This is a genomic window from Kribbella sp. NPDC049227 (genome assembly GCF_043197265.1).
Classification (GTDB): domain Bacteria; phylum Actinomycetota; class Actinomycetes; order Propionibacteriales; family Kribbellaceae; genus Kribbella.
This window is the reverse complement of sequence record NZ_JBICST010000007.1, coordinates 708,494-730,066: the sequence shown is the minus strand read 5'-3', so window position 1 is coordinate 730,066 and position 21,573 is coordinate 708,494. Positions and strand designations below refer to the sequence as shown.

The 21,573-nt window shown below is 66.0% G+C and carries 28 protein-coding genes and 1 tRNA gene; 14 read left to right on the top strand and 15 right to left on the bottom strand.

Translation table 11 applies throughout. The annotated features are described in order from the left end of the window. Positions 1-956: 956 nt before the first annotated feature. The 3 genes from ACGFH6_RS33080 (at position 957) to ACGFH6_RS33070 (ending at position 2,727) form a co-directional block, all read left to right on the top strand. Positions 957-1,721 (top strand): phosphotransferase, encoded by a 765-nt coding sequence (locus ACGFH6_RS33080; RefSeq protein ID WP_393391718.1) that lies wholly within the window; start codon positions 957-959, stop codon positions 1,719-1,721. A 293-nt stretch (positions 1,722-2,014) separates the two neighbouring features. Further along, the gene (locus ACGFH6_RS33075) at positions 2,015-2,506 is read left to right on the top strand and encodes a DUF2975 domain-containing protein (protein ID WP_393391715.1); all 492 of its coding nucleotides are present in this window, start codon (positions 2,015-2,017) and stop codon (positions 2,504-2,506) included. Continuing rightward, the gene (locus ACGFH6_RS33070; RefSeq protein WP_393391712.1) at positions 2,506-2,727 is read left to right on the top strand and encodes a helix-turn-helix domain-containing protein; all 222 of its coding nucleotides are present in this window, start codon (positions 2,506-2,508) and stop codon (positions 2,725-2,727) included. Before ACGFH6_RS33075 ends, ACGFH6_RS33070 begins: the two co-directional genes overlap by 1 nt. A gap of 342 nt (positions 2,728-3,069) precedes the next feature. On the opposite strand, the gene ACGFH6_RS33065 is transcribed toward ACGFH6_RS33070, so the two are convergent. The 4 genes from ACGFH6_RS33065 to ACGFH6_RS33050 form a co-directional block, all read right to left on the bottom strand. Continuing rightward, on the bottom strand, positions 3,070-3,699 hold the full coding sequence (locus tag ACGFH6_RS33065; RefSeq protein ID WP_393391709.1) for a DUF3592 domain-containing protein: 630 nt from the start codon (positions 3,697-3,699) through the stop codon (positions 3,070-3,072). 37 nt (positions 3,700-3,736) lie between these two features. Continuing rightward, positions 3,737-3,976 (bottom strand): hypothetical protein, encoded by a 240-nt coding sequence (locus ACGFH6_RS33060; protein ID WP_393391707.1) that lies wholly within the window; start codon positions 3,974-3,976, stop codon positions 3,737-3,739. Positions 3,977-4,520: 544 nt separating this feature from the next. Then, a complete protein-coding gene (locus ACGFH6_RS33055) occupies positions 4,521-4,991 on the bottom strand; it encodes a hypothetical protein (protein WP_393391704.1) in 471 nt (156 codons plus the stop codon). Then, positions 4,988-5,416, bottom strand: a complete 429-nt coding sequence (locus ACGFH6_RS33050) for an ester cyclase (protein ID WP_393391701.1) — start codon at positions 5,414-5,416, stop codon at positions 4,988-4,990. Before ACGFH6_RS33050 ends, ACGFH6_RS33055 begins: the two co-directional genes overlap by 4 nt. Positions 5,417-5,523: 107 nt before the next feature. On the opposite strand from ACGFH6_RS33050, the gene ACGFH6_RS33045 reads away from it, so the two are divergent. Further along, entirely contained in the window at positions 5,524-6,105 is a 582-nt protein-coding gene (locus tag ACGFH6_RS33045) for a TetR/AcrR family transcriptional regulator (RefSeq protein WP_393391698.1), read from the top strand. A gap of 218 nt (positions 6,106-6,323) precedes the next feature. Here ACGFH6_RS33045 and ACGFH6_RS33040 read toward each other — a convergent pair whose 3' ends face one another. After that, positions 6,324-6,467, bottom strand: coding sequence for a hypothetical protein (locus ACGFH6_RS33040; RefSeq protein ID WP_393391697.1), 144 nt, complete (start codon positions 6,465-6,467; stop codon positions 6,324-6,326). A gap of 173 nt (positions 6,468-6,640) precedes the next feature. Continuing rightward, positions 6,641-6,796, bottom strand: a complete 156-nt coding sequence (locus tag ACGFH6_RS33035) for a hypothetical protein (RefSeq protein ID WP_393391696.1) — start codon at positions 6,794-6,796, stop codon at positions 6,641-6,643. Positions 6,797-6,991: 195 nt separating this feature from the next. On the opposite strand from ACGFH6_RS33035, the gene ACGFH6_RS33030 reads away from it, so the two are divergent. Together ACGFH6_RS33030 and ACGFH6_RS33025 are read left to right on the top strand one after the other, a co-directional pair. After that, positions 6,992-7,255 (top strand): hypothetical protein, encoded by a 264-nt coding sequence (locus tag ACGFH6_RS33030; RefSeq protein ID WP_393391694.1) that lies wholly within the window; start codon positions 6,992-6,994, stop codon positions 7,253-7,255. Between the two features lie 618 nt (positions 7,256-7,873). Continuing rightward, entirely contained in the window at positions 7,874-8,254 is a 381-nt protein-coding gene (locus ACGFH6_RS33025; RefSeq protein ID WP_393391692.1) for a hypothetical protein, read from the top strand. Between the two features lie 52 nt (positions 8,255-8,306). On the opposite strand, the gene ACGFH6_RS33020 is transcribed toward ACGFH6_RS33025, so the two are convergent. Next, on the bottom strand, positions 8,307-9,032 hold the full coding sequence (locus tag ACGFH6_RS33020; protein ID WP_393391690.1) for an alpha/beta fold hydrolase: 726 nt from the start codon (positions 9,030-9,032) through the stop codon (positions 8,307-8,309). Between the two features lie 176 nt (positions 9,033-9,208). Between ACGFH6_RS33020 and ACGFH6_RS33015 the strand changes: the two genes are divergently transcribed. Beyond that, positions 9,209-9,361, top strand: coding sequence for a tyrosine-type recombinase/integrase (locus tag ACGFH6_RS33015; RefSeq protein WP_393391746.1), 153 nt, complete (start codon positions 9,209-9,211; stop codon positions 9,359-9,361). 120 nt (positions 9,362-9,481) lie between these two features. Here the strand turns inward: ACGFH6_RS33015 and ACGFH6_RS33010 are convergent. Together ACGFH6_RS33010 and ACGFH6_RS33005 are read right to left on the bottom strand one after the other, a co-directional pair. Beyond that, positions 9,482-9,548: transfer RNA gene (locus ACGFH6_RS33010), tRNA-Tyr, on the bottom strand. A 356-nt stretch (positions 9,549-9,904) separates the two neighbouring features. Next, positions 9,905-10,279, bottom strand: coding sequence for a VOC family protein (locus ACGFH6_RS33005; protein ID WP_393391688.1), 375 nt, complete (start codon positions 10,277-10,279; stop codon positions 9,905-9,907). Positions 10,280-10,706: 427 nt separating this feature from the next. On the opposite strand from ACGFH6_RS33005, the gene ACGFH6_RS33000 reads away from it, so the two are divergent. Next, the gene (locus ACGFH6_RS33000) at positions 10,707-11,189 is read left to right on the top strand and encodes a hypothetical protein (RefSeq protein WP_393391686.1); all 483 of its coding nucleotides are present in this window, start codon (positions 10,707-10,709) and stop codon (positions 11,187-11,189) included. 85 nt (positions 11,190-11,274) lie between these two features. On the opposite strand, the gene ACGFH6_RS32995 is transcribed toward ACGFH6_RS33000, so the two are convergent. Together ACGFH6_RS32995 and ACGFH6_RS32990 are read right to left on the bottom strand one after the other, a co-directional pair. After that, the gene (locus ACGFH6_RS32995) at positions 11,275-11,529 is read right to left on the bottom strand and encodes a hypothetical protein (RefSeq protein ID WP_393391684.1); all 255 of its coding nucleotides are present in this window, start codon (positions 11,527-11,529) and stop codon (positions 11,275-11,277) included. A 499-nt stretch (positions 11,530-12,028) separates the two neighbouring features. After that, positions 12,029-12,382: a winged helix-turn-helix transcriptional regulator gene (locus ACGFH6_RS32990; RefSeq protein WP_393391682.1), complete on the bottom strand. Its 354-nt coding sequence runs from the start codon at positions 12,380-12,382 to the stop codon at positions 12,029-12,031. Positions 12,383-12,602: 220 nt separating this feature from the next. Here ACGFH6_RS32990 and ACGFH6_RS32985 point away from each other — a divergent pair, with 220 nt between their 5' ends. Together ACGFH6_RS32985 and ACGFH6_RS32980 are read left to right on the top strand one after the other, a co-directional pair. After that, positions 12,603-12,896, top strand: coding sequence for a DUF1330 domain-containing protein (locus ACGFH6_RS32985; protein WP_393391680.1), 294 nt, complete (start codon positions 12,603-12,605; stop codon positions 12,894-12,896). A gap of 805 nt (positions 12,897-13,701) precedes the next feature. After that, positions 13,702-14,427: a class I SAM-dependent methyltransferase gene (locus tag ACGFH6_RS32980; RefSeq protein ID WP_393391678.1), complete on the top strand. Its 726-nt coding sequence runs from the start codon at positions 13,702-13,704 to the stop codon at positions 14,425-14,427. A gap of 108 nt (positions 14,428-14,535) precedes the next feature. Here ACGFH6_RS32980 and ACGFH6_RS32975 read toward each other — a convergent pair whose 3' ends face one another. Further along, positions 14,536-14,892, bottom strand: a complete 357-nt coding sequence (locus ACGFH6_RS32975; protein WP_393391677.1) for a hypothetical protein — start codon at positions 14,890-14,892, stop codon at positions 14,536-14,538. Here ACGFH6_RS32975 and ACGFH6_RS32970 point away from each other — a divergent pair. Beyond that, positions 14,842-15,111 (top strand): hypothetical protein, encoded by a 270-nt coding sequence (locus tag ACGFH6_RS32970; RefSeq protein ID WP_393391751.1) that lies wholly within the window; start codon positions 14,842-14,844, stop codon positions 15,109-15,111. The genes ACGFH6_RS32975 and ACGFH6_RS32970 overlap by 51 nt on opposite strands. Here the strand turns inward: ACGFH6_RS32970 and ACGFH6_RS32965 are convergent. Continuing rightward, the gene (locus tag ACGFH6_RS32965; RefSeq protein WP_393391675.1) at positions 15,108-16,025 is read right to left on the bottom strand and encodes a phosphotransferase family protein; all 918 of its coding nucleotides are present in this window, start codon (positions 16,023-16,025) and stop codon (positions 15,108-15,110) included. The genes ACGFH6_RS32970 and ACGFH6_RS32965 overlap by 4 nt on opposite strands. Positions 16,026-16,392: 367 nt before the next feature. Between ACGFH6_RS32965 and ACGFH6_RS32960 the strand changes: the two genes are divergently transcribed. Then, positions 16,393-17,097, top strand: coding sequence for a VOC family protein (locus ACGFH6_RS32960; protein WP_393391674.1), 705 nt, complete (start codon positions 16,393-16,395; stop codon positions 17,095-17,097). Between the two features lie 571 nt (positions 17,098-17,668). Here ACGFH6_RS32960 and ACGFH6_RS32955 read toward each other — a convergent pair. Beyond that, on the bottom strand, positions 17,669-18,352 hold the full coding sequence (locus ACGFH6_RS32955) for a hypothetical protein (RefSeq protein ID WP_393391672.1): 684 nt from the start codon (positions 18,350-18,352) through the stop codon (positions 17,669-17,671). Between the two features lie 209 nt (positions 18,353-18,561). Here ACGFH6_RS32955 and ACGFH6_RS32950 point away from each other — a divergent pair, with 209 nt between their 5' ends. Both ACGFH6_RS32950 and ACGFH6_RS32945 read left to right on the top strand, forming a co-directional pair. Next, complete coding sequence (locus ACGFH6_RS32950; protein ID WP_393391744.1) at positions 18,562-19,677, top strand: sensor histidine kinase; 1,116 nt, start codon at positions 18,562-18,564, stop codon at positions 19,675-19,677. Then, complete coding sequence (locus ACGFH6_RS32945; protein WP_393391671.1) at positions 19,674-20,384, top strand: response regulator; 711 nt, start codon at positions 19,674-19,676, stop codon at positions 20,382-20,384. Before ACGFH6_RS32950 ends, ACGFH6_RS32945 begins: the two co-directional genes overlap by 4 nt. Before the next feature lie 371 nt (positions 20,385-20,755). On the opposite strand, the gene ACGFH6_RS32940 is transcribed toward ACGFH6_RS32945, so the two are convergent. Further along, positions 20,756-21,178, bottom strand: coding sequence for a hypothetical protein (locus ACGFH6_RS32940; protein ID WP_393391670.1), 423 nt, complete (start codon positions 21,176-21,178; stop codon positions 20,756-20,758). Positions 21,179-21,573: the final 395 nt, after the last annotated feature.

Here is a 21,573-nt window from a genome sequence, read left to right as displayed (position 1 = left end):
TCCGTCCCCGGCGGCCAACGTCGCCATAAACTACAAACCTGAGTGTCAACGATCTACCGAAGCAGATCCGTCACCCATCAACCGAAGGTGCTCAGCCCTACGAGAAGAACACTCAGGTCAGCGCCGGATTCGGCGCCATCGGTCCAAGACCCGAATGATGGGCGTGGGGCCAACTCGTAGTGCCCGGGCCCAAAATCGCTACCGTGGGGCCATGGGGGAACAAGCCGGTCAGTAGGCAGCGCGGCGAACTGGAGACACTCCATCCGGCTCCATCCGGGTAAAGGTGTACGCCGGCAGAGACCTGCTGTGGCGCTGCTCGTCGCAGCAGGATTGGTCACTGCCTCGCGCGGCCGCCGCGCGACCGTGCCGCTCGCCGGCGAGGCACCGCCTGCTGCCTCCGTGATCGAGCTCGTGCGATCCACCCAGTCATAGCCTTTGACCGCGGGACCCGACCGCTAGCAATGAAATCGATTGGCCGCGGCTCCGTGGTCATGACGCCAGCATCGCCGACAGCACCGCTGCGAAGGACGGAGAACTCACCGGCGCACAATGCAACCGCACTGCGCCGGCTGGGGCGGGAGCCTAGGTCAAGATCTGCGCGGGATGTCTGTGGAGTGCGAGCGCCTGCCACGAGCCCTCGCGAGTTTGGATCTGGCGACCTTCTCATGACGAGTCAGCTTCCATGAGCGTCCGTACGCAGACGACCCCGATCCTGAGCACTACTTGTGCCCAGTGGTCGAGGGCCGTTGACGATTGATCAGGGTCGACCGGGGGCCTCTGGGGGCTGCCGTCCGCGAGAATTGCTAGTCGTCTGATCGAGTCCATACCATCGCGCTGGGGGCGTGCGCATGCCCCGATATTCTCGGAACCGTCTACACCCGTCGCCATCAGTCCACCCGGCGTGTTAGCAAATCCGTTAGCAGTTTTTCAGAACCTGTCGCGGGAGGCTCGGTTTCGTGCTGGTCAGTGGTCGCCCGCCCGACGATGTAGTCGTGCCTGTGCAGATTCGTCGACTCGGCGGCGACCAGTCAGTCATCCCGGTCTGGCGCAACGGCCTTGGCGGCTTGACCTTTCAGGTGGGTGCAGGACCCTCGCGCAGGTTCGCAAAATGGGCACCGGCCCGATCTGGCGTCGATCTGCCCGCAGAAGTCGAGCGGCTCCAATGGGCGTGCGAGTTCGCATCGGTACCAGTCGTGCTCGACCATGGGACTGACGCTGACGGAGCCTGGATGCTTACGGCCGCGCTGCCCGGGGACAGCGCTATCAGCGATCATTGGAAAGCAAATCCCGAGACGGCCGTCCGGGCAGCTGGTGTAGGACTGCGAGCGTTTCATGACGAGCTGCCAGTTGACAGGTGTCCATTCACCTGGTCGGTGGAAGACAGGATTAAGCAAGCCGCTGTTGCGGGCAAAGACTCGACGAGCGGTCTCCCAGCCGCACCCCCGATAGACAAACTGGTGGTGTGCCACGGTGACGCCTGTGTGCCAAACACTCTCATCACTGAGGACGGCCAGTACTCAGGCCAGGTCGACATGGCTCACCTCGGTACGGCTGACCGATGGGCCGACCTCGCTGTCGCGACTTGGAGTACAGAGTGGAACTACGGACCGGGCTGGGAGGAGACCTTGCTTTCAGCGTACGGCGTGGAGCCCGATCCGATCCGAACCGCGTACTACCGCGCGCTCTGGGCTCTCGACACCACACCCGCACCATCCCCCTAATCGCTGCAAGCCCAGACCAACACGAACGCACACCTAGCGCTGCCCTGCACATGACTCACACCCCGCGTCTTCCACCTCCGAGCTAGCCGGCCGAAGCTCGCGCGCGCGGGGACTGATCCTGTGCTTCGCCGAGGTATTCAAGGAACTGCACCATGACGCCGGCAGCGGGCGCGTCGTCCGGTCCCGCGGGTCAAGCAATGGTGCGGAACCTCGGTCCGCCGCTCCGACAGCTCTTGTTTCGATCTATCGACATTCGATAGCCTCCCATCGTAGCTCGATGGAAGGAATGGACCATGGGGAAGCTAACCGTGCGCGCACTCCGCACCGTGCTCGCGGTGGTGCTCACCGGTACCGTGCTCGGACAGGCGTCGATGGCGTGGGCATTGGTCAGCGGGAGTGACCCCGAGGACGGGTCACTCCCGCTGACCCCGCTGCGCGTGATCACGATCCTGGGCCTGGGGACCGCCCAGGTCGCCCTGATCTGTGTATGGCGACTGGTGACAATGGTGCGACGCGGAACCGTGTTCTCCCACGCCGCCTTCCGGTACGTGGACGTCATCATCGGCGCGATCGTCGCGGCTGCTCTCGTGTGGTTCGCGGTCACGGCCGTGAATGCACCGGGCCAGCGAGACGACCCGGGCGTCACCCTCATCATGGGCGGGATTGGCGTGGCCATCCTGGGAGTCGCGCTGATCGTGCTCGTGCTGCGGATGCTGCTGACTCAGGCCGTCGCCCGCGACGTCGAAGCGGCGCAGATGCGGGCCGAGTTGGACGAGGTGATCTGATGCCGATCGCCGTCGACATCGACGTCATGCTGGCAAGGCGGAAGATGTCCGTGGGCGAACTCGCAGACCGTGTAGGGATCACGCCCGCCAACCTGGCGGTACTCAAGAACGGCCGCGCCAAGGCCGCGCGCTTTGCGACGCTCGCCGCGCTCTGCGAGGTGCTCAAGTGCCAGCCCGGCGATCTGCTCCACTGGGAGGCCGAGGACACCGCGGGCGAATGAACCGCGCTTGCGTCAAGGCGTCATCGCCGATCCCGCTTGCATCGACCAACTCCGCGAACATCGCCACGAGATCCCCGATCCGATAGAGCGTCTGCCGGGGAGCCCAACCCTCGCGATACGTCCGGCGGGCGGCACCGTCCAGGCGAGCCGTGGGCTGACCAGTGCCGGCATCTGCCGGGCCAGCTCGGTCGAGGAGTTTCCAGCTCGCCCGGATTGCCTTGCCATCAAACCGGGCCGGAAGCGACGGGCAGTAGATGAACAGCGAGACCGGCCGGCCACGTCGTGCGTTCTGCAGTTACTGTGCGTCGTTATCTGGAGTGTTGTCGACGCTCTGGCTGGGGCCTACTCGTCCTGAACCTGCGAGTCCTGGGGCCGGTCCTCGGCTGAACCTCGGCATGGAGGCTGGTTCGACTCCTCACCGGATCGGGGTGAGATCGGGCGCGGCGGGCGGCGACGTCGGCGAACCGATGCTTTGCCTTTCTGGCCTGTTCCCTCGGGAGGGGACACACGAGCGAACAGCAAGATCACAGCGCTGACGAATAGCAGCGGCACGCCGAAGACGAGCATTATCACAGCCTCGAGCCAGAGGCTTGCCCAAGTATCCAGCCGAGCCCTCTGCGGGTTCGCCGGGTCGTAGAGAACCCGGACCGAGTCGCCAACCGTGTATGCCTGCGAGTTCTCGCCCACGTGATCCCTGTACTGCACGACCTGCCCACTGGCGGCGACGAACCGCACGACTGGGTGATACTTGGTGGTTCCGTCGCCCTCGTGGCTGGTGACTTGGTCGACTTTGACGACGACTCCATCGGCGGCAGAGGTGCTGGCCAGGAACCGCTGGGTCGTCACGATGCCTCTCACGCCGAGCCCGATGAGGAACACCGCCACCAGCATGAGCACCGTGACCCCCAACAAACTTGTCCAGTGCGGCCTTATGCTGATCACATCCTCGTTTCCCCACCATGCGTCGATCACGCCGTCGTCGGCAACGCGCGTCGGGTGGCCTACACGGCTAGGCCCCAGGGTCTAGCGGCCGCAGGTTGGCGGCGGCGAACCACCCCTCGACCGACTCCGGCCGGCGCAGGTCCGGCACGTACACGACCCGCGCCTGCCACTCCCCCGACGAGGTACGACGCCACTCCAGGATCAACCCAGGCCACGGACCCCGCTCGCGAGCCGTCCGCATCACCCAGCAATGCCGCCGCTGGCCATCCGGGGGCGGCTCCCGCGGGTAACGGCGATTCGTCCCCACCCCCTCAGACTAGAACACCAGTTCGAGTAATCGCCGACGGCCTAGCCGCCAGTCGCGTCAGGTACGAATATCGGTACGGCCAAGTGTTGGAAGATCCTCCGGGCGTAGATCGGGCCGGATCGCTGGGAGTAGGCGTTATCGGAACCAGCCTTATTCCAACTCGTGAGCCGCCTCCGACCAGTTCGGTGGCCGGGCCTAGTTGGACGCGGCATGCCTGGCCTGCTGTGCTAGGCGCCGTCGACCGCTGCGGCACAAGCGAACTCAGGGCTGGCCATGTACGCGGCGGTGACCTCGCCGGGCTCGGCGTCGTCGGGGTATGCGATCGGGGCGACCAGGCGGTGTGCGCCGGCGTCGTGGTCGGTCCAGATCCGTGCGTGGTAACGCCGAAAGCGCGCAGGCTCGGAATGTGCCGCGGCCAGTGCACGCTTGCGTAGTCCCGGAGCGCTTCGGCCGTGCGCAGTGCGTAAATCCTGAGCCGGTACACGATCGTCAGAATCCTCTCGATATGGCCTGCGTGGAGTGCAGCATGGGACGGAGTGCCGGGTCAGATGAAGAGGCTTACACCCAGGGCGAGGACGGCCAGGCCCTGCAGGACGGCTCTGGGGACGATGATGCGGTCCCAGTCCTGTTGCAGGGTGCGGGCGTTGGCGGGAGTTTCGCCGGCTTCGGCGGCCGCGGTGAGTCTGCGGTTGATGGGTGCGCTGCTGCGCAGGTAGAGCAACACCCAGACCACCAGCAGTACAAATGCTGCACCCGCGACCGCTGATCCGGCCGGGTGGCCGGCCACTGCGGCGAGCACGGATGCGGCCGCGGCGGCGACGATGCCGAGGATTCCGGGAACGGGCATTCGCCGGTCGGCGAACCGGTGCACGTTGCCCATCATCGCGGTGAGAGTGCTGTCATCGACCCGCGCGAGTGCGGATCGCTGGACGAGCGCGCAGAAGGCATCGGCGCCGTAGACAATCCCGGTGCTGACGATCGCCAAGAGCACGGCGAGTTGCGAGAGCAGTGTCATGCCTGGGTCTCGGGGCCGCCGAGCGGCGGCAGCGCGCCGATCTGCTGGAACATCTGCATCAGGTTCAGCTCGTCCCAGTGCTCGACGAACATGCCGTTCTGGACGCGCCAGATGTCGATGCTGCGCATCTCGACGGGGTTGCCGCTGGCGGGGATGCCCAGCAAGTCCCCGGTGTGGATGCCGCGGTAGATGAAGCGGCCCACGACTCGGTCACCGGAGATGATCAGGTCCTCCATCGTGACGCCCACATCGGGCAGGCCGGTGAAGAAGGCGGTCCAGAACTGCCGGTTGGCCTCACGTCCGTCGGCGACGAAGTCGTTGTGGTTGCCGTACTCCTCGGCGACGAATCGGTCCACCAGATCCGGGTTGTGGGTGTTGAGCATCTCGACGTAGAGGTCGACGAGCTGGTGTTCGGGCGTGGTCATGTCGATCTCCTCATAAGGGTTAGCGCTGCTAGAGTTAGCAACGCTAGCCTTTAGCTGTGATCCCGTCAATAGCGACGCTAGAATAGTTAGCGATGCTACAGTCAGGTATGGCTACCGAGGAACGCCGGCAGCGCGAGCGCACAGCCCGGCGCCGGCTCATCACGGCGACAGCGCGCTCCTTGGCCGAGAGGGAAGGCTGGGATGCGGTCACCACGCGCAGGTTGTCCACCGAGATCGAGTACAGCCAGCCGGTGCTCTACAAGCACTTCGGATCGATGGCGGACATCGTCGAAGCCGTCGCACTGGAGGGCTTCGGCGAACTCGGCGAGACGCTGCGCGCGGCCCGTCGCAACAGCGCCACACCCACCGACGAGCTCGGCCGGGTTACCGCTGCTTTCAACGACTTCGCCGCGAAGAACCCCGCGCTTTACGACGCGATGTTCACCCGGTCCACGCGACTGCCCTTCGGTGCAGAGGACACCCCGACACCGCTGGTCGAAGCATTCAGTGAACTTCGCGAGGCAGTCGCCCCCATTGCTGCTGCGCGCGACGTCGACACTCTCACCGAGGTCCTTTGGGCAGCACTGCACGGATTGATCATGCTCAGCCGCAACGATCGGCTACGCCCTGGGCATGACGCCGCCCGCATCGAGGTCCTCGCCGCCCAGTTCCGCACCGCCGGGTCCTGAAGCGCCTGCGTCAACCTGAAGTGGTCTGGCCCTGTTTCGGCGGGCCACGAGGCGCTGTTGACGAACTCGCCGCCCGGAGCGGGTGTCACCGAACCAGCTCACCGACGTACTGCGTCGACTCGGGGCCGACGGACTGGTCAGTCCCGGACCGCATTCCCTTACCTCAGGCACCCTCAGGCCATCGGTTGCCTTTGTTCAGTGAAGGTAGCTGTCCCACTTCACCTCGTAGCGGCAGCCGCCGGACAGAGCGTGCGGGCGGGGATCAGGTCGACCGACTTGGCGAGCGCCAATTCGATCGGGCCGGCCAGGTCGGCCGGGATGCGTACCTCGGTGGGTTCAGTGCGTCGCCTGCCCCTAGTCATCACCGCTCCTGTTCCGTGATCGGCGGAATGGCGGTCACACGATGATCTTCACCTGTCGAACCTTGAGCCGGGAGTCGCGGTGCGGGCAGAACCGGTGATGCTCCCGAACGTTCGCCCCATCGCATCTCCCGCACCGCCAGACCCTGGCCACGCAACCAGAATGCGCCCAGACCTCAGCTCACGTCGCCGTACGGCGACCGGTTCGGCGGCGACAGGCTGACCCCCTCCGACTGCGCCTTGGACCGGATCGAGTCCTCGGACCGCCCGAGCTTGACACTCATCACCCCGACGGGTGTGTTGCCCCGGGCCAGCCCGCGCAACTGCTGCACCTGGTCGTCAGTCCAGTCCTGTCGCGGCCCGATGGCGTCTCCGACAGGGCTGTGCTGCCTTCATCGAAGGTGGTTGCCTACAGCCCGGTACCCACCCCCGCAACCCGAACCTCAACCCCACTCCGATCGCCACATCCGCAGGTCGCGTCAGCGGTACCGCCGCCGACGCGACAACTCCGCCACCACCTCGCAGGCTTGCGGATCACGCTGACCGGCATCGCCGCCGGGTTGCACGCCCTGGCAATCCTCCCGCGGACGGCCACCGAGACCGACATCGAAGCCGTTGCGCAGGCTCACTGCGTCGCCCTCGGCTGCCTGTCGGAGCGCACGCAACTGTCCCCTACCCGCCAGGGCGTCATGATCGGCTACGGCCGTCCCTCGGACCACGCCGACACCTCGGCCCTCGACGCCCTGACCACGACGTTCGCCGAGCGCTTCGGTCAACAAGGCACCGCATGAACCTCGTGTACTCGAGGTACGGCCGGGCCAGATCGACGCGGACGACGAACGTCGCGGCGCACGACTAGTTTCTGGTCAGGAGGATCGAGTTGATGGGTGTCAGGTCGTAGTCGACATAGCTGTACTGCTCGATCGGATAGCCGTTTGGGAAAGGCGTGCAGTTAACCCCGTTGTAGTTTCTACAAAGCCAAGCGTGTGCGCCTCCATATTGATTGTTGAAAACTCGGTGCATACCAATCTGATTGGAGAGGTTGTGTGCCCCGTAGGACCAGAACACCAGCGACGGATTGTGGTTGAACGAGGCATCAGGGTATACGCAGACGGCGCCGTAAGGACAGCCTGCGTACGTCCCGCCGGCTTGCGCGGACCCAAGTCCGGGACCCGCCAGTAGCCCTACTCCAACCATCAGTGACACAACAAAGCCAATGAACCATTTCCGCATTACTTGAATCTCCTCTGCGGCGACTGGACGACACTCACCGGGTCATCGTGACATCCGACGCTTTCAAAACGGTTTCACGCCCGATCAGAACCGTCGTGCTCGGAGGCTCGCCTCGTCCACTTGATTGATCAAGTCAGGAGGCGATCGAGGGCCCTTCACACCGCGAAGTGTCTTCGGTGGCGCTGACGGGTCTGCGATGCCGTCGGCGACTTCGCAGCAGCATCGACGGCCACTGCGGCATCGCCGGAAACTGCGTCGACGACCAGGCTGTCGCGGGCGGTGTCGGCTTGCTCGAGCAGCTGGTCGACGCGTTCAACGTCATCGGCTGGGGCGCGATCATCACTCTGGCTGTCGCCGGCCAGCTCGACCGCGGCACTGCCAAGCCGCTGACCAAGGTCGAAGCCTGGCGTGAGGCACACGCAGCATCTCGGAGTGGAGCTGGCACCCGGAGTCGAACTGAGGACCTTCTCATTACGGGAAGAACGTCGGTGTCGCATCTGCTCTCTGCCAGCGAATCTGGTAACACGGTCGCCCGCAGCGAGCGCGAGTCTCCATGAGTCGAACTCCACGGCTAGTCCGCATCCACGCCGGCTCGTGCTCGAGCAAGTCTCAGGAGTGGATCACGCGAACCCCGGCAGGGAGTTGAGCGCCTCCAGCGAGCAGCTCACCGTCCAGCCAGGCCTCGATCAGCTTCGCCAGCTCCTCCGGGTGACTGAAGTTCACAGCGTGCGCCGCCCGTTCGACGAGTGCGACCGCCAGATGCCCGGAAGCCAGCCGAACCACCTCGCCCACACGGGACGGAGACGGCATCAGCGGGTCACGGCCACCGAGGACGGCCAACGTCGGAACGGGGGTGTGAAGCAATCGCTCCAGGGACGGGAAGAGCGTCAGCTGGTGGAACAAGCGCAGGCCGTTGATCGGCCCGAACCTCAGGTAGTCCGGCAGCGCGACCGGGACCATCGTCGGGCTCTCTCGCATCACGTCCAGAGCCAACTGACCGAGCCCGCGAGGCAGCGGCTGGTTCTGCAAGCCTCCGGCAGGAGACACCAGGACAAGGCGATCGACCCGCTCGGGTGCCTCATGCGCCACCTCAAGGCCGATCGGACAACCCATCGAGTTCCCGATCAGCACAGCCTGGTCGATGCTCAGGGCATCCAGGATCGCCAGCAGGGCGCCAGCCAGAGCGCGAATGTCCAGGACATGGTCGCGCCGTTCGCTGCGGCCGTAGCCCGGCAGGTCCGGGACGACGTTCAGCCATCGGCCGGCCAGGACTCTTGCCGTGGGCATCAGGTAGGCGCCAGAGATGCCGAATCCATGAATGTGAACGAGAGGCACACCGCTGCCACCCAAGCTGCGCTTCAGGTGGACAGACTTCCCATCGACGCGCACGTACTCTGTAACCCACCCGTCGGCCACCATGGCGGATTCTCCCACAGGCGGCTCGGATCCGTCGCTGCTCTGGCCTCACCCGGGAGGGGGGACCGGGCTCGATGCGCTGATGGGCGGCTGCGATCAAATCCATCGGCGTTCCGACTCTGCGGGTTCACGACCTGCGCCACACAGCCGCGTCGGTCTGGCTCGGATCTGGCGCTGATCCCAAGGTCGAACAGCGGATCCTGGGGCACGCCTCGGCGGCCAGGACGGTGGACGTGTACGGCACCTGATCGACCAGACCTCTCTGATGCCGCCCGGAAGATGGGGGCACCACGGGGCACGAAGGGAACCTGAGGCCGGAACGACGAAACCCCCGGGCGAGGAACTGGCCTCTGACCTGGGGGTTCTGGTGGAGCCGCCTGTCGGAATCGAACCGACGACCTTCTCATTACGAGGAACGACGGCACCTCATCTGGCCCCCACCAGCAACTTTGCCACCCTTCTCGTCGCACCACGGCCACATGTTCCGCATGAGTCGACACGAATTCGCACCACGACCCGCACCGCGAACGAGACCGGCCGGCCGAGGCGCCTCGACATCTCGGAGTACGGACTTGCAGTCCGATAACCCGCGGCGTCAGGTGTAAGCGAGACGATTACTACTTGCGAAGCGACGAACGCGTATCGCCCGGTGACCCATGTGTCCCCCATTGCCGCCACCGAGCATTACGTTCTTCGCGCCGCTCGGGTGTGCCAACGAGGGTCGGCCTGATCCAACGGAGCCTCACGGCTGCCCCCCGTGTTGCCTGCGCCTGGCCAACCCTGGCCCGCCCTCAGGATGGCAGCGCACCATGGATCGCCAGCGCGTACCCGTCGGGGTCCTGGAACATGAACGTGCGGCCGAACGGAGTGTCGAACGGGTCCATCAGAATCGTTACCCCGGCCCGTTTGAGGTTGTCGTGCAGCAGTTGCGCGTCGCTGACCCGCAGCGACACCGCGATGCCAACCCCGACCGGCCCCGCGTCGAGGTCGGTGCCGGGCAACGGTTCCCGGATCGCGAACGGGATCGTGGCCGACCTGAACACGATCACGCCAGGCGGCGCAGCGGGCTCGCGTTCGAGCCCGAGGTACCCCTCATAGAAGTCGGCCGAGCGCTCGAGGTCGCGCACCTGTAACGCGAGAAAGTCAGGACTGGCGGTTTCCGACACGGTCTTCCTCTTCCCTCTCTTTCCGTGCGGCTCTCTCCGCCCGGATTGTCATCAGAAGGAGCCGCAACTCGGGGTTCCGGTCCGCTGGTAGCTCGTGACGATGACGCCGCTAGCTCGACTCTCTATTGGTACGTCGAGCGGGCACCTCGAGAATCGACAGCACGCAATAAATTCTTGTCATCGCCACTCCGGGCGTTCACGCGTTCCCGCGGGAATATGCCGGCTGGGTGGGCGCGCCCCACCCGCCAAGACCGCCACCGTCGACGAGCACTCGGCCCGCGGCGACCGATGGCTAGCCACCCCCTGGTGGCAAGCCCTGCTCCCCGCGACCCAGTCCGCTGATGTCACTTCGTGCCATTTCATTGACGCGAAATGTGTGGGGCCAATCAGCATCCATCTCACTCTGGTCGGCCTGTAAGGTCTTGTTATGGACCTGCTGTTTGGCTGGCGCGGACGGGTTCGTCGATGGCCGAAACTCGATGCTGGTCGATTGCCTTGGGGCGGAGCAGATATCCCCGAGATCAAGGTCATATCGACCGAGATCCTCGAGGGACTCATGGAGAAGGCTGTGCGCACGCCGGGCGCGAACGCTACCGGTCGTCCGGAGTGGCTGGAGGCACATCGCAGCGACCTCGGCCACCATTACGTTGTCGTGTTTGGACCGCAAGGCCACGGCTACCGGTGTGTCGTGTTCTCTGTCTTGGGGGATCGTCCAGCATGTGCGTACGCGCTGGACATGGGCAGGTCAGAATTCCGTGCCCTTCCCGATATCGCGCCCGCCCAACTGGTCGAGCTCGCACATCGCTACCTCAGCGACGTTCCTGTGTTGCCGTTGGACCCGGATCAAGAGCAGTCTTGGCAGCGGGTCTCGGACGAGAGAAGAGCATCGCGACCGCCAGCCGCAGAGTGACAGTTACGTGTCATGCACGCGGGCAGTCCTCCTGCATCGCCACGATGGCTGCCGACGTCAGGTTCGGTGCGGTGCGGGTCAAGGGTCAAAGATCCCGGAGGGACGCCGTGGGCGCCTTGTCACCCAGCTCGCCCACACGCTGCAGCCGGCCGTCGACCGGCATCGGCGGGTCGACCCGCCGGACACTGGCCTGGTCCCGCGGGCCGTGAACGGCGTACTGCAACTCCAGATCCCCGGCCAGTGCGGTCGGCTCGATCTCGGTCGAGCACGTGCCGCGGTGCCCGTGCATCGCGTTGTCCCACACCATCCAGCCACCGTCGTCCCCGTCGCCCGGTCGCACAATTGAAGCGTCCAACCATGACCCCATCATGACATTAATCGAACCTATGTTCCCTTAAGCCTTCGTAAACGATGTCTTCCATATAGCCCACGAAGGATCCGCAATGTGTAGGCGCGGTGACCGTGGGCCGTTATCTGGGGTGTTGTCGACGCCTCGGAGACGCCTGTCGGCTTGGTGGTCCAACGTGTGGATTCGCCTGACGGCGAGGTCTCGTGGACGGTGCTGGACGAGCAGTACGCCGTTGTCGGTCCGGTTGATGGTTCCTGGCGCATCTGAGTGCGGTGGACCGGTCGCCGCAAAACTGTGTGGTCGTATGCGTTCGACCTGCGAGACCTCTGTGCATTCTTGCTGCAATTGGAGTACTAGGGCCCTTCAGGTCCACGACGCGACAAGCATCGGCCTGATCGCGGGTTCGTTGAGCGTGAGATTGAGACCCGCCGGTTTATCGCTGTTGGTAGGTCACTCTCCGAATGACGCAAGCGCTTCGATATCAGAAGCGCTAGGGGGTGTCTTCGGAATCGGCGGCGGAGAGGATCGCGGCCCACTCTGCGGACCACCGGGCGAGCGGGCGCAGCGCGCGGCGGGCGCCGTGGCCCAGCTCGGTGAGGGCGTAGGTGGTATCCGGATGCTGCTCGACGAGGGCGGCGTCGAGCAGCTCGGTCAGCCGTTGCCGCAGCACGCTGGAGGACATGTTGTCGCAGCGCTCCTGCAACGCACGGAACCCGACCGGCCCGTCCTGCAGTTCCCAGACGATCCGCAGGTTCCACCTACGGCCGAACAGGTCGAGGGCAGCCATCAGCGGCCGGCCGGTACTCGACCCTCGGACCGCCCGCCCGGGCCTGGGTGCCGCCATCCGTCGTACCGTCCCCTCTTGCCGCTTCGATATCCGACACACTATCGTGTTCCCATCGATTCGATTTCCGAAGCGCTTTGGGAGCGCCTACACCACCGCGGCGCTGGTCGGCATCGGCGCCATGGCGATCACGACGCTGACAAGCCTCGCTCTCGCCCGCCGACGCTCGTCCGAAACCAACCCGTAAGTCAGATGCACTCATCCCAACACTGGAGGTTCCATGCCCAAGGGCTACTGGGTCAGCTCCTACCGCACCATTTCAGACCCTGAGAAGCTGGCTGCTTACAACGACCTGGCCCGTGCGGCCGTCCAGGCCTTTGGCGGGCGGACCCTCATCCGTGGCGGTCGGGTCGTCGCCCACGACGCCGGGATCGCCGAACGCACCGTCCTGGTCGAGTTCGACAGCTTCGAGCAGGCCGTCGCAGCGCGCGAGAGTGCGGCGTACGAGGAAGCGCTGGTCGCCCTGTCCGACGGCGTCGAGCGCGACTTCCGCATCGTCGAAGGCATCGACTGACCGAGGTCCAGTCGGACCTTCACTGAAGCAGCAGGATTCTTGGGTATACCGGCCCGCTCCCGAGTCTTATGGCGTTCACCGCCAACCCCAGCTCGACTCGCACGACCCCGACAACGTGGTGGTCGAACTGCATGCCCGGTTCGGGAAGCCGGCGCAAGCTGCAACTAAGTGGCCCTGAGGGGTCTGCGTCGCGAACACCGTGCACGACGCAGACGCCCAGGTCGCACCCTGATCTCAGGATCTTCGCTTAAGGGAACGTATGTGTGCGCAAACGACTGCGGGACGGGTGGCCCTGCCGCAAGTCGTGCCACGCTTCCGACGTGGCACAGGACGGCAAGGGCGACTAGTGGCGCGCGCAGCCGGCCGTCCCAGGTCCCAGGAGCTCAGGCCAGCAGCACCGAGACCGTCCACCGCGCTCGGTGGTGTCGAACTTCCAGACATCGAGGCATCCGGCCTGCTGCCAGGCGTCAGGAGAACGGGAGGCTGATCCCAAGCATGGCAAATCCAACGCTTGCCCGACCTGCCCGTGACCAGGTTCGACGTGTACGCCGGTGTCCGCCGTGGTGGACTCGGCGTCCCGCCGCGCCGCTGCCAGCCGTCGAGATCGAGGGCAGTCGCACCCGGACGCGGCGGAGGAAACCGTGTTGCTCTGGCTTCCGCTCGGGGTTGCTCGTGCACTGTCCGCCGAGCTCATCGAGCAAGCCGACCACGCAGAGCAGCTAGCCCGCGGGCGCGGCGGAGCCTCACAGAACTGGGACGGCGTTCGACGTCGCTGCGGCATGACTTGGGCTCTATCGTGGCGTGGGTGGACGAGGCCATCGCCGAGCAGATCGAGTACTACCGGGCGCGCGCCGGAGAGTACGACGAGTGGTGGGTCCGTCGAGGGCGGTATGCGTTGCCACCCGAGCTGGAGCGGCAGTGGTTCCACGACGTCGCCCAGGCGGAGACAGCATTGCGGGATTTCGCTCCGACAGGACGGGTGCTCGAGCTGGCCTGCGGCACCGGGCTATGGACCCGGCACCTGGTCGGACACGCCCAACATGTCACCGCCGTCGACGCGTCACCGGAGGTCATCGAGTACAACCGCGAACGACTCACCGGGGCACCACTCAACATCGAATACATAGTGGCCGATCTCTTCGACTGGCAACCCCCGGCAGCGGCGTACGACGTGGTGATGTTCACCTACTGGCTTTCGCACGTCCCCGACGATCGACTCGCAGGGTTCTGGTCCGGGGTCCGGTCTGCGCTCAAACCCGGCGGCCGAGTCTTCGTCATCGACAGCGCTGCCGGTGGAGTCCCAGCACATGATCAGGCGGCATGGCCCTCGCCCCCGCCGTCCAGCGGGCGCCCGGAGCAGCGCCAGCTGGCCGACGGCCGCCAATTCACGGTCCTGAAGCGGTACTGGGGCGTCGACGAGCTCGAGTCCGACCTGCGCTCCCGCGGATGGAGCCCGACGGCGTCCACGACCGACAACCAGATGATCCTGGTCGCGACCGCCACCGCGACCGGTCCCGACCGCACCGACTGAGGCGCCATCGCGGCAGACCGCAGCAGCGCTGCTAATCCCACTACGGCTCGCTACCGCGACCCGGCCCGCCGCGCGTGCTTCCCGCAACTCTCCTCCGTCCGCGCGAGTTCAAGGCCCACCGATCCAGACAATCCCTGCTCGTGCACGACACATGTCGCGCCCCGCCGCGACACCTCGAATCGGCGCCTGACCTCGGCAGCCGATGCTCCGGTCAACGACCGAGCGGCCTTCACCCCAACAGAATTGACCTTCATCCAGGCATCCCGGCGGCCGGGGTGTAGCGGGTGGCGGCGCCTTAACTACCAGTCCCTCCACGCCCATCGCGGCCGGCAGGACCTCGAACCATTCGCGGGCATCGTCGCTGTCATCGGTGACGGGGTCAGTTGCAGCCACGGGGATCCAGGACCGTGCGAGTTGCTCGAAGCGCTGCCTGCGGACGGTCCAGCGCTGGGCGCACAGATCCACTCCCCCGGTCGCCAGCAGATCGAACGCCGCGTACGCGGCCGGAACCTGGCGGCCATGGCGGACGCCTTCGCCGGACTGGTCACCTGGCGCGGCTGGAGCGCGTCGAAGCTCAGGCGGCCATCAGCGCCGAGGATGACCAGCTCGCCGTCCAGGACGACGCCGGCCGATCGCAAGTCGGAGGTCCCCCTTTCGCACACCATCTCCACCGGCGCCGGTTAGCGGAGCGCGCTCAGCTCGTCAAGGGCGCGATGGCCGCGCTTGACCACCCCTGGAACGACATCGTGGCGCCCGTGACGGATGGGCCACTCGAGCTGCGTAAGGATCTGTGTCGCGGCGAGGACTGCCGCTCCCTCCCAGCCGACCAGGTCGAGGATTCTCGTCCTCAGCCGCCTCCGGACACCGTCCAGCCGCGGATCCTGGAAGGTGTGCCACTGGAGGGTGGTGAGATCAGTCGCCCGCGTGCCGCTACCCGCGTTCCCGATATCCACGACCGCCACGACCGCTCCGTCACGGACCAGGACATTGTCGGGCTTGAAATCGGCATGAACCATGTCAGGTGCCGCTCGCGGTGGTGGGACGTCGGCACACATTTGCCGCAGGCGCTCGACCACGGCCGACACCACGGAGGAATACCCCGAAAGCCCGGCGACAGCCCTCGACAAACTCGGAGCCAAGTCTTGACCGAACTCCTGACCGGTGGCGAGCCGCCAGGCGTACGACCAGTGGTCGTAGGGCTCGGAGGCTTGGCCGGCCTGGAGTCCGTTGATCTCCACCAGCTGCTCAACGAGGCAGGGGGTCAGCTCTGGCGCGGGAGCCGCGTCAACGAAGTCGATCAGGTGCCATACATGAGTGGCTGTGGCCCCCACTCCGAGCCAGGCCGGGGTGGGATAGCCGCGCCCACGCATGCGCTCGACGATTCTCTGGGCTCGCAACGACTCGTCCAGCTGATCAGGCCGTGCCCGGGGCCACGCTTTGAGTACTGCGTTTGCCCTTCCGGCCAATTGCACGCGCATGGCACCCACATCGAAGCCTCCGGGCAGGCGACTGAGAAGAGTGACCTCTGCCCCGACCACGCCGGCCACGGCGGCCAGGACCTCGGTCGGCAGCTCGTCGGGATGGGTGCCCTGGCTCATCGGCTCGAAGGGCCGATGAACTGCTCGGATGGCTGGTCCCGCCGAGCGGTGCGGAGCCAGGCCCCAACCTGACATCGAGGAGCTCCACCGACAACAGGCCGGAACCGTTCCGGCTCCGGCTGCACCCGAACCTCAAACGCGCGCGCAACCATGCCGGCATCCTGGCACCCTTCCACGCCCCAGCGCATGCCATTTCCCCGCCGAGCGAACGCCGTGGAGCTCCCGAGCTGCGAGGTCGGTTGCAAACCTCATCGCGTCAGCCCGGGTCCGCTCGCGGCTGCTCCACGACCGTGCGCCGGCCGCTTGGGCCGCCGCTACGCGGTGATACCCAGTCGCCAGGGCCCCGAGCCCGTCCTAGGGTGCAGAGGTGGCTCTACGACTGGAAGCAGTGGTCTTCGACGTGGCCGACGCGACCGCGGTGGCGGCCTTCTGGGCCGGGCTGCTCGACCGAGAGGTCCTCACGGAGCCTGGCGGCGCGTTGGTACCAGGTGACAAGACGCAGGTCGGGCTCCGCTTCGTCACCTCCGACACCTTGCAGGTTGGCCCGCGACAGCTGCACCTGCACCTGACCAGCACCAGCCTCGAACACCAGCAGCGAACCGTCGAGACTGCGCTGCGCCTGGGCGGCCGCCACCTTGACGTGGGCCAAGGACCCGACGCCAACTTCGTCGTACTGGCCGACCCTGGCGGCAACGAGCTGTGTGTGATTGAGCCGGGCAACAATTATCTGGCCGGCACCGGCTACCTCGGCGAGGTCACCTGTGACGGAACACGAGACGTCGGCCTGTTCTGGCGCAATGCGCTGGGCTGGCCGCTGGTGTTGGACAAGAACGAGCAGACCGCGGTCCAGTCGCCGCTCGGCGGCACCAAGATCTCATGGGACTCATGGAGCGGACCGCCGATCCAGCCCAAGAACGCAAGGAACCGGCAGCGCTTCGACCTGGTCACCGCGGACCCCACCAGCGAGGCGGAACGACTGGTCTCACTCGGTGCGACCCGTCTTGCCGACCGGGCTGACCGCGTCGAAATGGCCGACCCAAACAGTAACGAATTCGGCCTTCACACAGCCTGAGTCTCAAGTCACCGACTCCACCACGCGCACCGGTCAGGCATCCACCTAGAGCCGTACCCTTCCCTGTCCCTGGGTGTCTGGGTCGACGGCGATCATGTCGGGACCGACCAGGCTGGCCGCACCTCCGCCGCAGGTGGTCCAAACCTCGGCCTGGCCGAACGTGAACACCTTTACGACGAGGTATGGCAACGCCTCAGATGGCCTACACCAGCAACTTTGCCCTCGCGCTGTTCGCACCACGGCCATATATCCCGCATGGATTGACGCCACTTTGCACCGCGAACAGCACCACGGAAGCGACACCGAGTGGTACTGCGGCAGCATTCGACTTGAAGAGGTGACCAGGGCGCACCTGACGCGCTCCGGCCACCTCCATTTTGTCAGGATCTGCAACGTGCTTTTTCGTACACAGTGACGCCCGAGCCGGTGTAGATGTCGACGGACACCTCACAGCCGGGAAGGTGCGGCTGGTGCCTCCTCCTCGCCTGGCTGGCGTAGCGCGCCCCAACGTTCCGCGGTGCGGGTCCGATGATGACGTCGGGTGGTAACCACAGGGCTTCCGGGCGTCGCTTCACCCGGGCGTGGGCATTGTCGTCGGGGCGGACATCGGATGCGGTTCACGCTCCTCGTCACCGACGACGTGGTGGGCGGCCAGCGCCCAGCCCCACATGAGCGGCAGGAGCGCGTTGCCCATTGACGTCACATCGGTGATCACGAAGAAGAATGGAAGGAACAGGATCAGCAGCCAGGCCGTCGTACGCGGCCGGAATCCGTTGCGCACCAGCATGATTCCCAGTCCGGCGCCGCCGAGCCCGATGAGTGCCAGGGCGACCAGTCCGGCCGCGAAGAACCGCTCTGTCCACGGCGTGTAGTAGTCGCCGGCGACCGAAAGCGTCAGGATCGCGTAGGCCGCGAGTTGGACCCGCCAGGTCCACTTCTCGGCGCCCTTTGGCTGGCGGCGTCGGTAGACCAGGTAGGCCGCGGCGGCGAAGGCGAGGCAGATCGGCAGCCAGATCTTGCCGTACGTCCAGTAGACGAAGTACGGGTCTGACCAGTCGAGCAGCGGCCGTAGTGCGTCCATCGCGGGCATGGCCCAGGCACGGGTGAGTGGATACGTAAGGTCATTGGGGTGGCTGTTGATACGGGCCAGCGCGTGCAGCTCACCGGCGACTGTGCCGAAGGCGGCCATCGTCCAGGCGGCGAGGCTGATCCGGCGCGCCATGGTCGGAGTGATGTTGATTGCTGTGTGGTGCATGTTCGTCCTCCCTCTGTTGGCCGGTTCGCCCGGCCTCGCTTGCGAACGTACGGACCAGGACCGCTCGCAGTCGTCGTGCCTCTGCAGGACTCGCGGTGGACCAGAGCAGGATCTTCGAGTCCTCCGCAGGTAGGACGTAACGCGACGGCTCGAGGCGTACCGTCGCAGTCGTGAGCCGCCGAAACTGGGCCTTCGACATCGCTGTGGCGATGGTGGTCTGCCTGCTCGGGCAGCTTGAGGCCTGGTGGGGCATCGGGGCCACGCACCGGCAGGGGCCGCTGTGGGCCCAGTCCCTCCTGTATGCAGTGACGGCGCTTCTTCTGGTGGGTCGCCGGGTGCGCCCGCTTGCCGTGCTCGTGGCAGTGGTGGCGGTGTACGTCGTGGAGTTCGCCGTGTATGGCTCGCCCGAGGGTTACGGTGTCGCGCTCGCCCCGCTAGTCGCGATCTACAGTGTCGGGCGATACGTCGAGCCGGCGCGGGCGGCGCTCGGACTCGCGCTGGGCGTCGTCCTCTGGGCGGGCTGGGCGGGCTTCGACCCTATGAACCAGGGCCTTGCCGACCGCCTCGACGCCATCATCTGGCTCGCGCCGTGGGTCATCGGCTGGCTGGTCGGGGCGCTGGTGCGGACGACCGTGCTCTACCGCGAGCAGCGGCGGGTGACTCGCGAGCAGTACACGTCCCGGGCCGTGGTCGAGGAGCGCAACCGGATCGCGCGCGAACTGCACGATGTCATCGGCCACAGCGTCACCGTCATGACCGTTCAGGCCTCGGCCGTGCGCCGCCGGCTCACCGACCAGCAAGCGGCCGAGCGCGAGGCGCTCGAAACAGTTGAGTCGGTTGGGCGGGAAGCACTTGTGGAGATGCGACGGATGGTGGGTGTACTACGTCAGGAGGGCGACGCCTCGGCAGCCGAGGAGCGCGAGCCACCACCCGGACTTGACCACCTCGACCGGCTGGTCGGGGAATTCCGAGCCGCCGGTCTACCGGTGGAGCTCACGGTGACCGGGACGGCCCGCAGCCTCTCACCGGGTCTGGACCTCACGGCGTACCGGCTCGTCCAGGAGGGCCTCACCAACACGTTCCGCCATGCACACAGCCCACAGCAGGCGGAGGTAGCGATCAACTACGGACCCGACCGGCTCCAGCTGGCCGTTCGGGACGACGGCCAGACACCAAGGCCAGGTCATGCCCAGCTGATCAAGCCCAGTAACGGCCTACTCGGTATGCGCGAGCGGGTCGCGGTCTATGGCGGCTCACTCGTCGCACGGCCGCGGCCGGAGGGCGGCTTCGAGCTGATGGCTTCGTTGCCATTGGAGCCGACATGAGCCGGCCAGCGCCTTCCGCAGCAGGATCCAACGCAGCCAACCCCATCGGCGTACTCATCGTCGACGACCAAGCCCTCGTGCGTGCCGGCTTCAGAATGATCCTCGAGATCGAGGCGGACATTACCGTTGCAGGCGAGGCCGCGAACGGCGCTCAGGCGCTGGAACTGACCGCGCAGCTGCGGCCCGACATCGTCCTGATGGACGTACGGATGCCCGGCATGGACGGCATCGAGGCCACGCGCCGGCTGCGGGCCGACCGAGCCGCCCACGCCCGGGTCGTCATGCTGACCACGTTCGACATGGACCAATACGTGTTCGAGGCCCTTCAGGCCGGAGCGAGTGGGTTCCTGCTCAAGGACGTGCAGCCCGAACTGCTGGTCGCGGGCATACGCGCTGTGCACTCGGGAGAATCGTTGCTCGCACCGTCCGTGACCCGCCGCCTCATCGAGTCATTCCTCACGACACCGAGATCGGTTGACCCTGCGGCCCGCACTCGGCTCGACGCACTGACCGCACGTGAGCATGAAACGCTGCGACTCCTGGCGCGCGGACTGACGAACTCCGAGATCGCGACCCAGCTCTACGTCTCGGAGACAACGGTCAAGACACACGTCGGACGCGTGTTGATGAAGCTCGGCCTGCGCGACCGAGTGCAAGCCGTCATCTACGCCTACGAGACAGGACTCGTCAGCCGACCCAACTCATGACGGATGGCGCCGCACGATCAGCCCAATCGTGCCATCGGATCAACCGTGCGCGATCGTTCCAGCACCTACCACAGAACGTCGTGACGCATCGCTCGACTGAACGGACCTGGCACTCGAGCCAGTTCACGACGCCGTGCTCGACGCCTGGTTCGTCGTACCGGTCCGGAGTACCGACGTCGAACCGGTACGACGGCGATCAACTCAGCGCGAGCGGCTCCAGCAGCTCCGGGCCGTTGCTGCGGACCGAGTTCACCGCCTTGGACACCGCGTAGATCTCCAGCTCGTCGACCGGCGGCGCCATCAGGCCAGTCCCCGCAGCTCGTCGGCGTGCTGCTCGTCGACGACGAACCGCTCCAACAGGTTCGCCCGGATCAGGGCCGGGGGACCGAGTCCCAGGCCAGCTCGGTCACGGTGCCGTCCGAGGCGACGTTGTTCAGGCTGACCCGCACAGAGGTGGCGCCGCCTACCACGTCGGCATTCACATACAGGTGGACCTCCTCAACCTTGCTGTAGCAGGTCACTTGGCTGTAGGTGGTGTCCAGCAGCGTCGAACCGCTATAGCTCTTGGCGATCGTCTGGCGGCAGCCGCTCGTGTCCAACGCCCGCTGTACGCCGTCCACCATCGCCGCACGGTTGTAGAACGTGATGGTCCCCTTGGTGTAGGTGGCGCCGTACGGTGCCTCGTACGGCGCGGTCGGGTAGGCCGTCGAAGCCGCCTGGGCCGCCGAGGCGGTCCCGGCGACAGTCGTGAGGATCGCGAGCAATCCGGTACCAGCGGCGAGAGACTTACGCATCGAGTCCTGCTCCTTCGAGTCGTCCAGCACATCGTCAGGACGATTCTTCCCCGGCAACCCCCTGCCCAAGAACCTTTTTGCAGCTTGTGGCAGCAGGGCGGATCAGCTGGGTGGAGCTACTCCCAGGTGAAGCCTGCGGGGTCGACGAACTGTGCGGCTCGGGCTTCACGAGGTGAACCGCATCAGGGCCGGCCAGCGGCCGGGCTCGACTCAGCCGGTCCGTCCGGTTCGCGCGATCCGTGGAAACTGTCGGGGATGGTTGGTGACGGATCGCGCGGCCTTTTAATCCGCAGGCTCAGGACCCGAGCTGACAGACCTCTCTGAGCTCATTCGGCATCACGCGTGCCGCAGATACCAGTCGCACTCACGGTCGGCGCCGATGTCTACGGCATCAT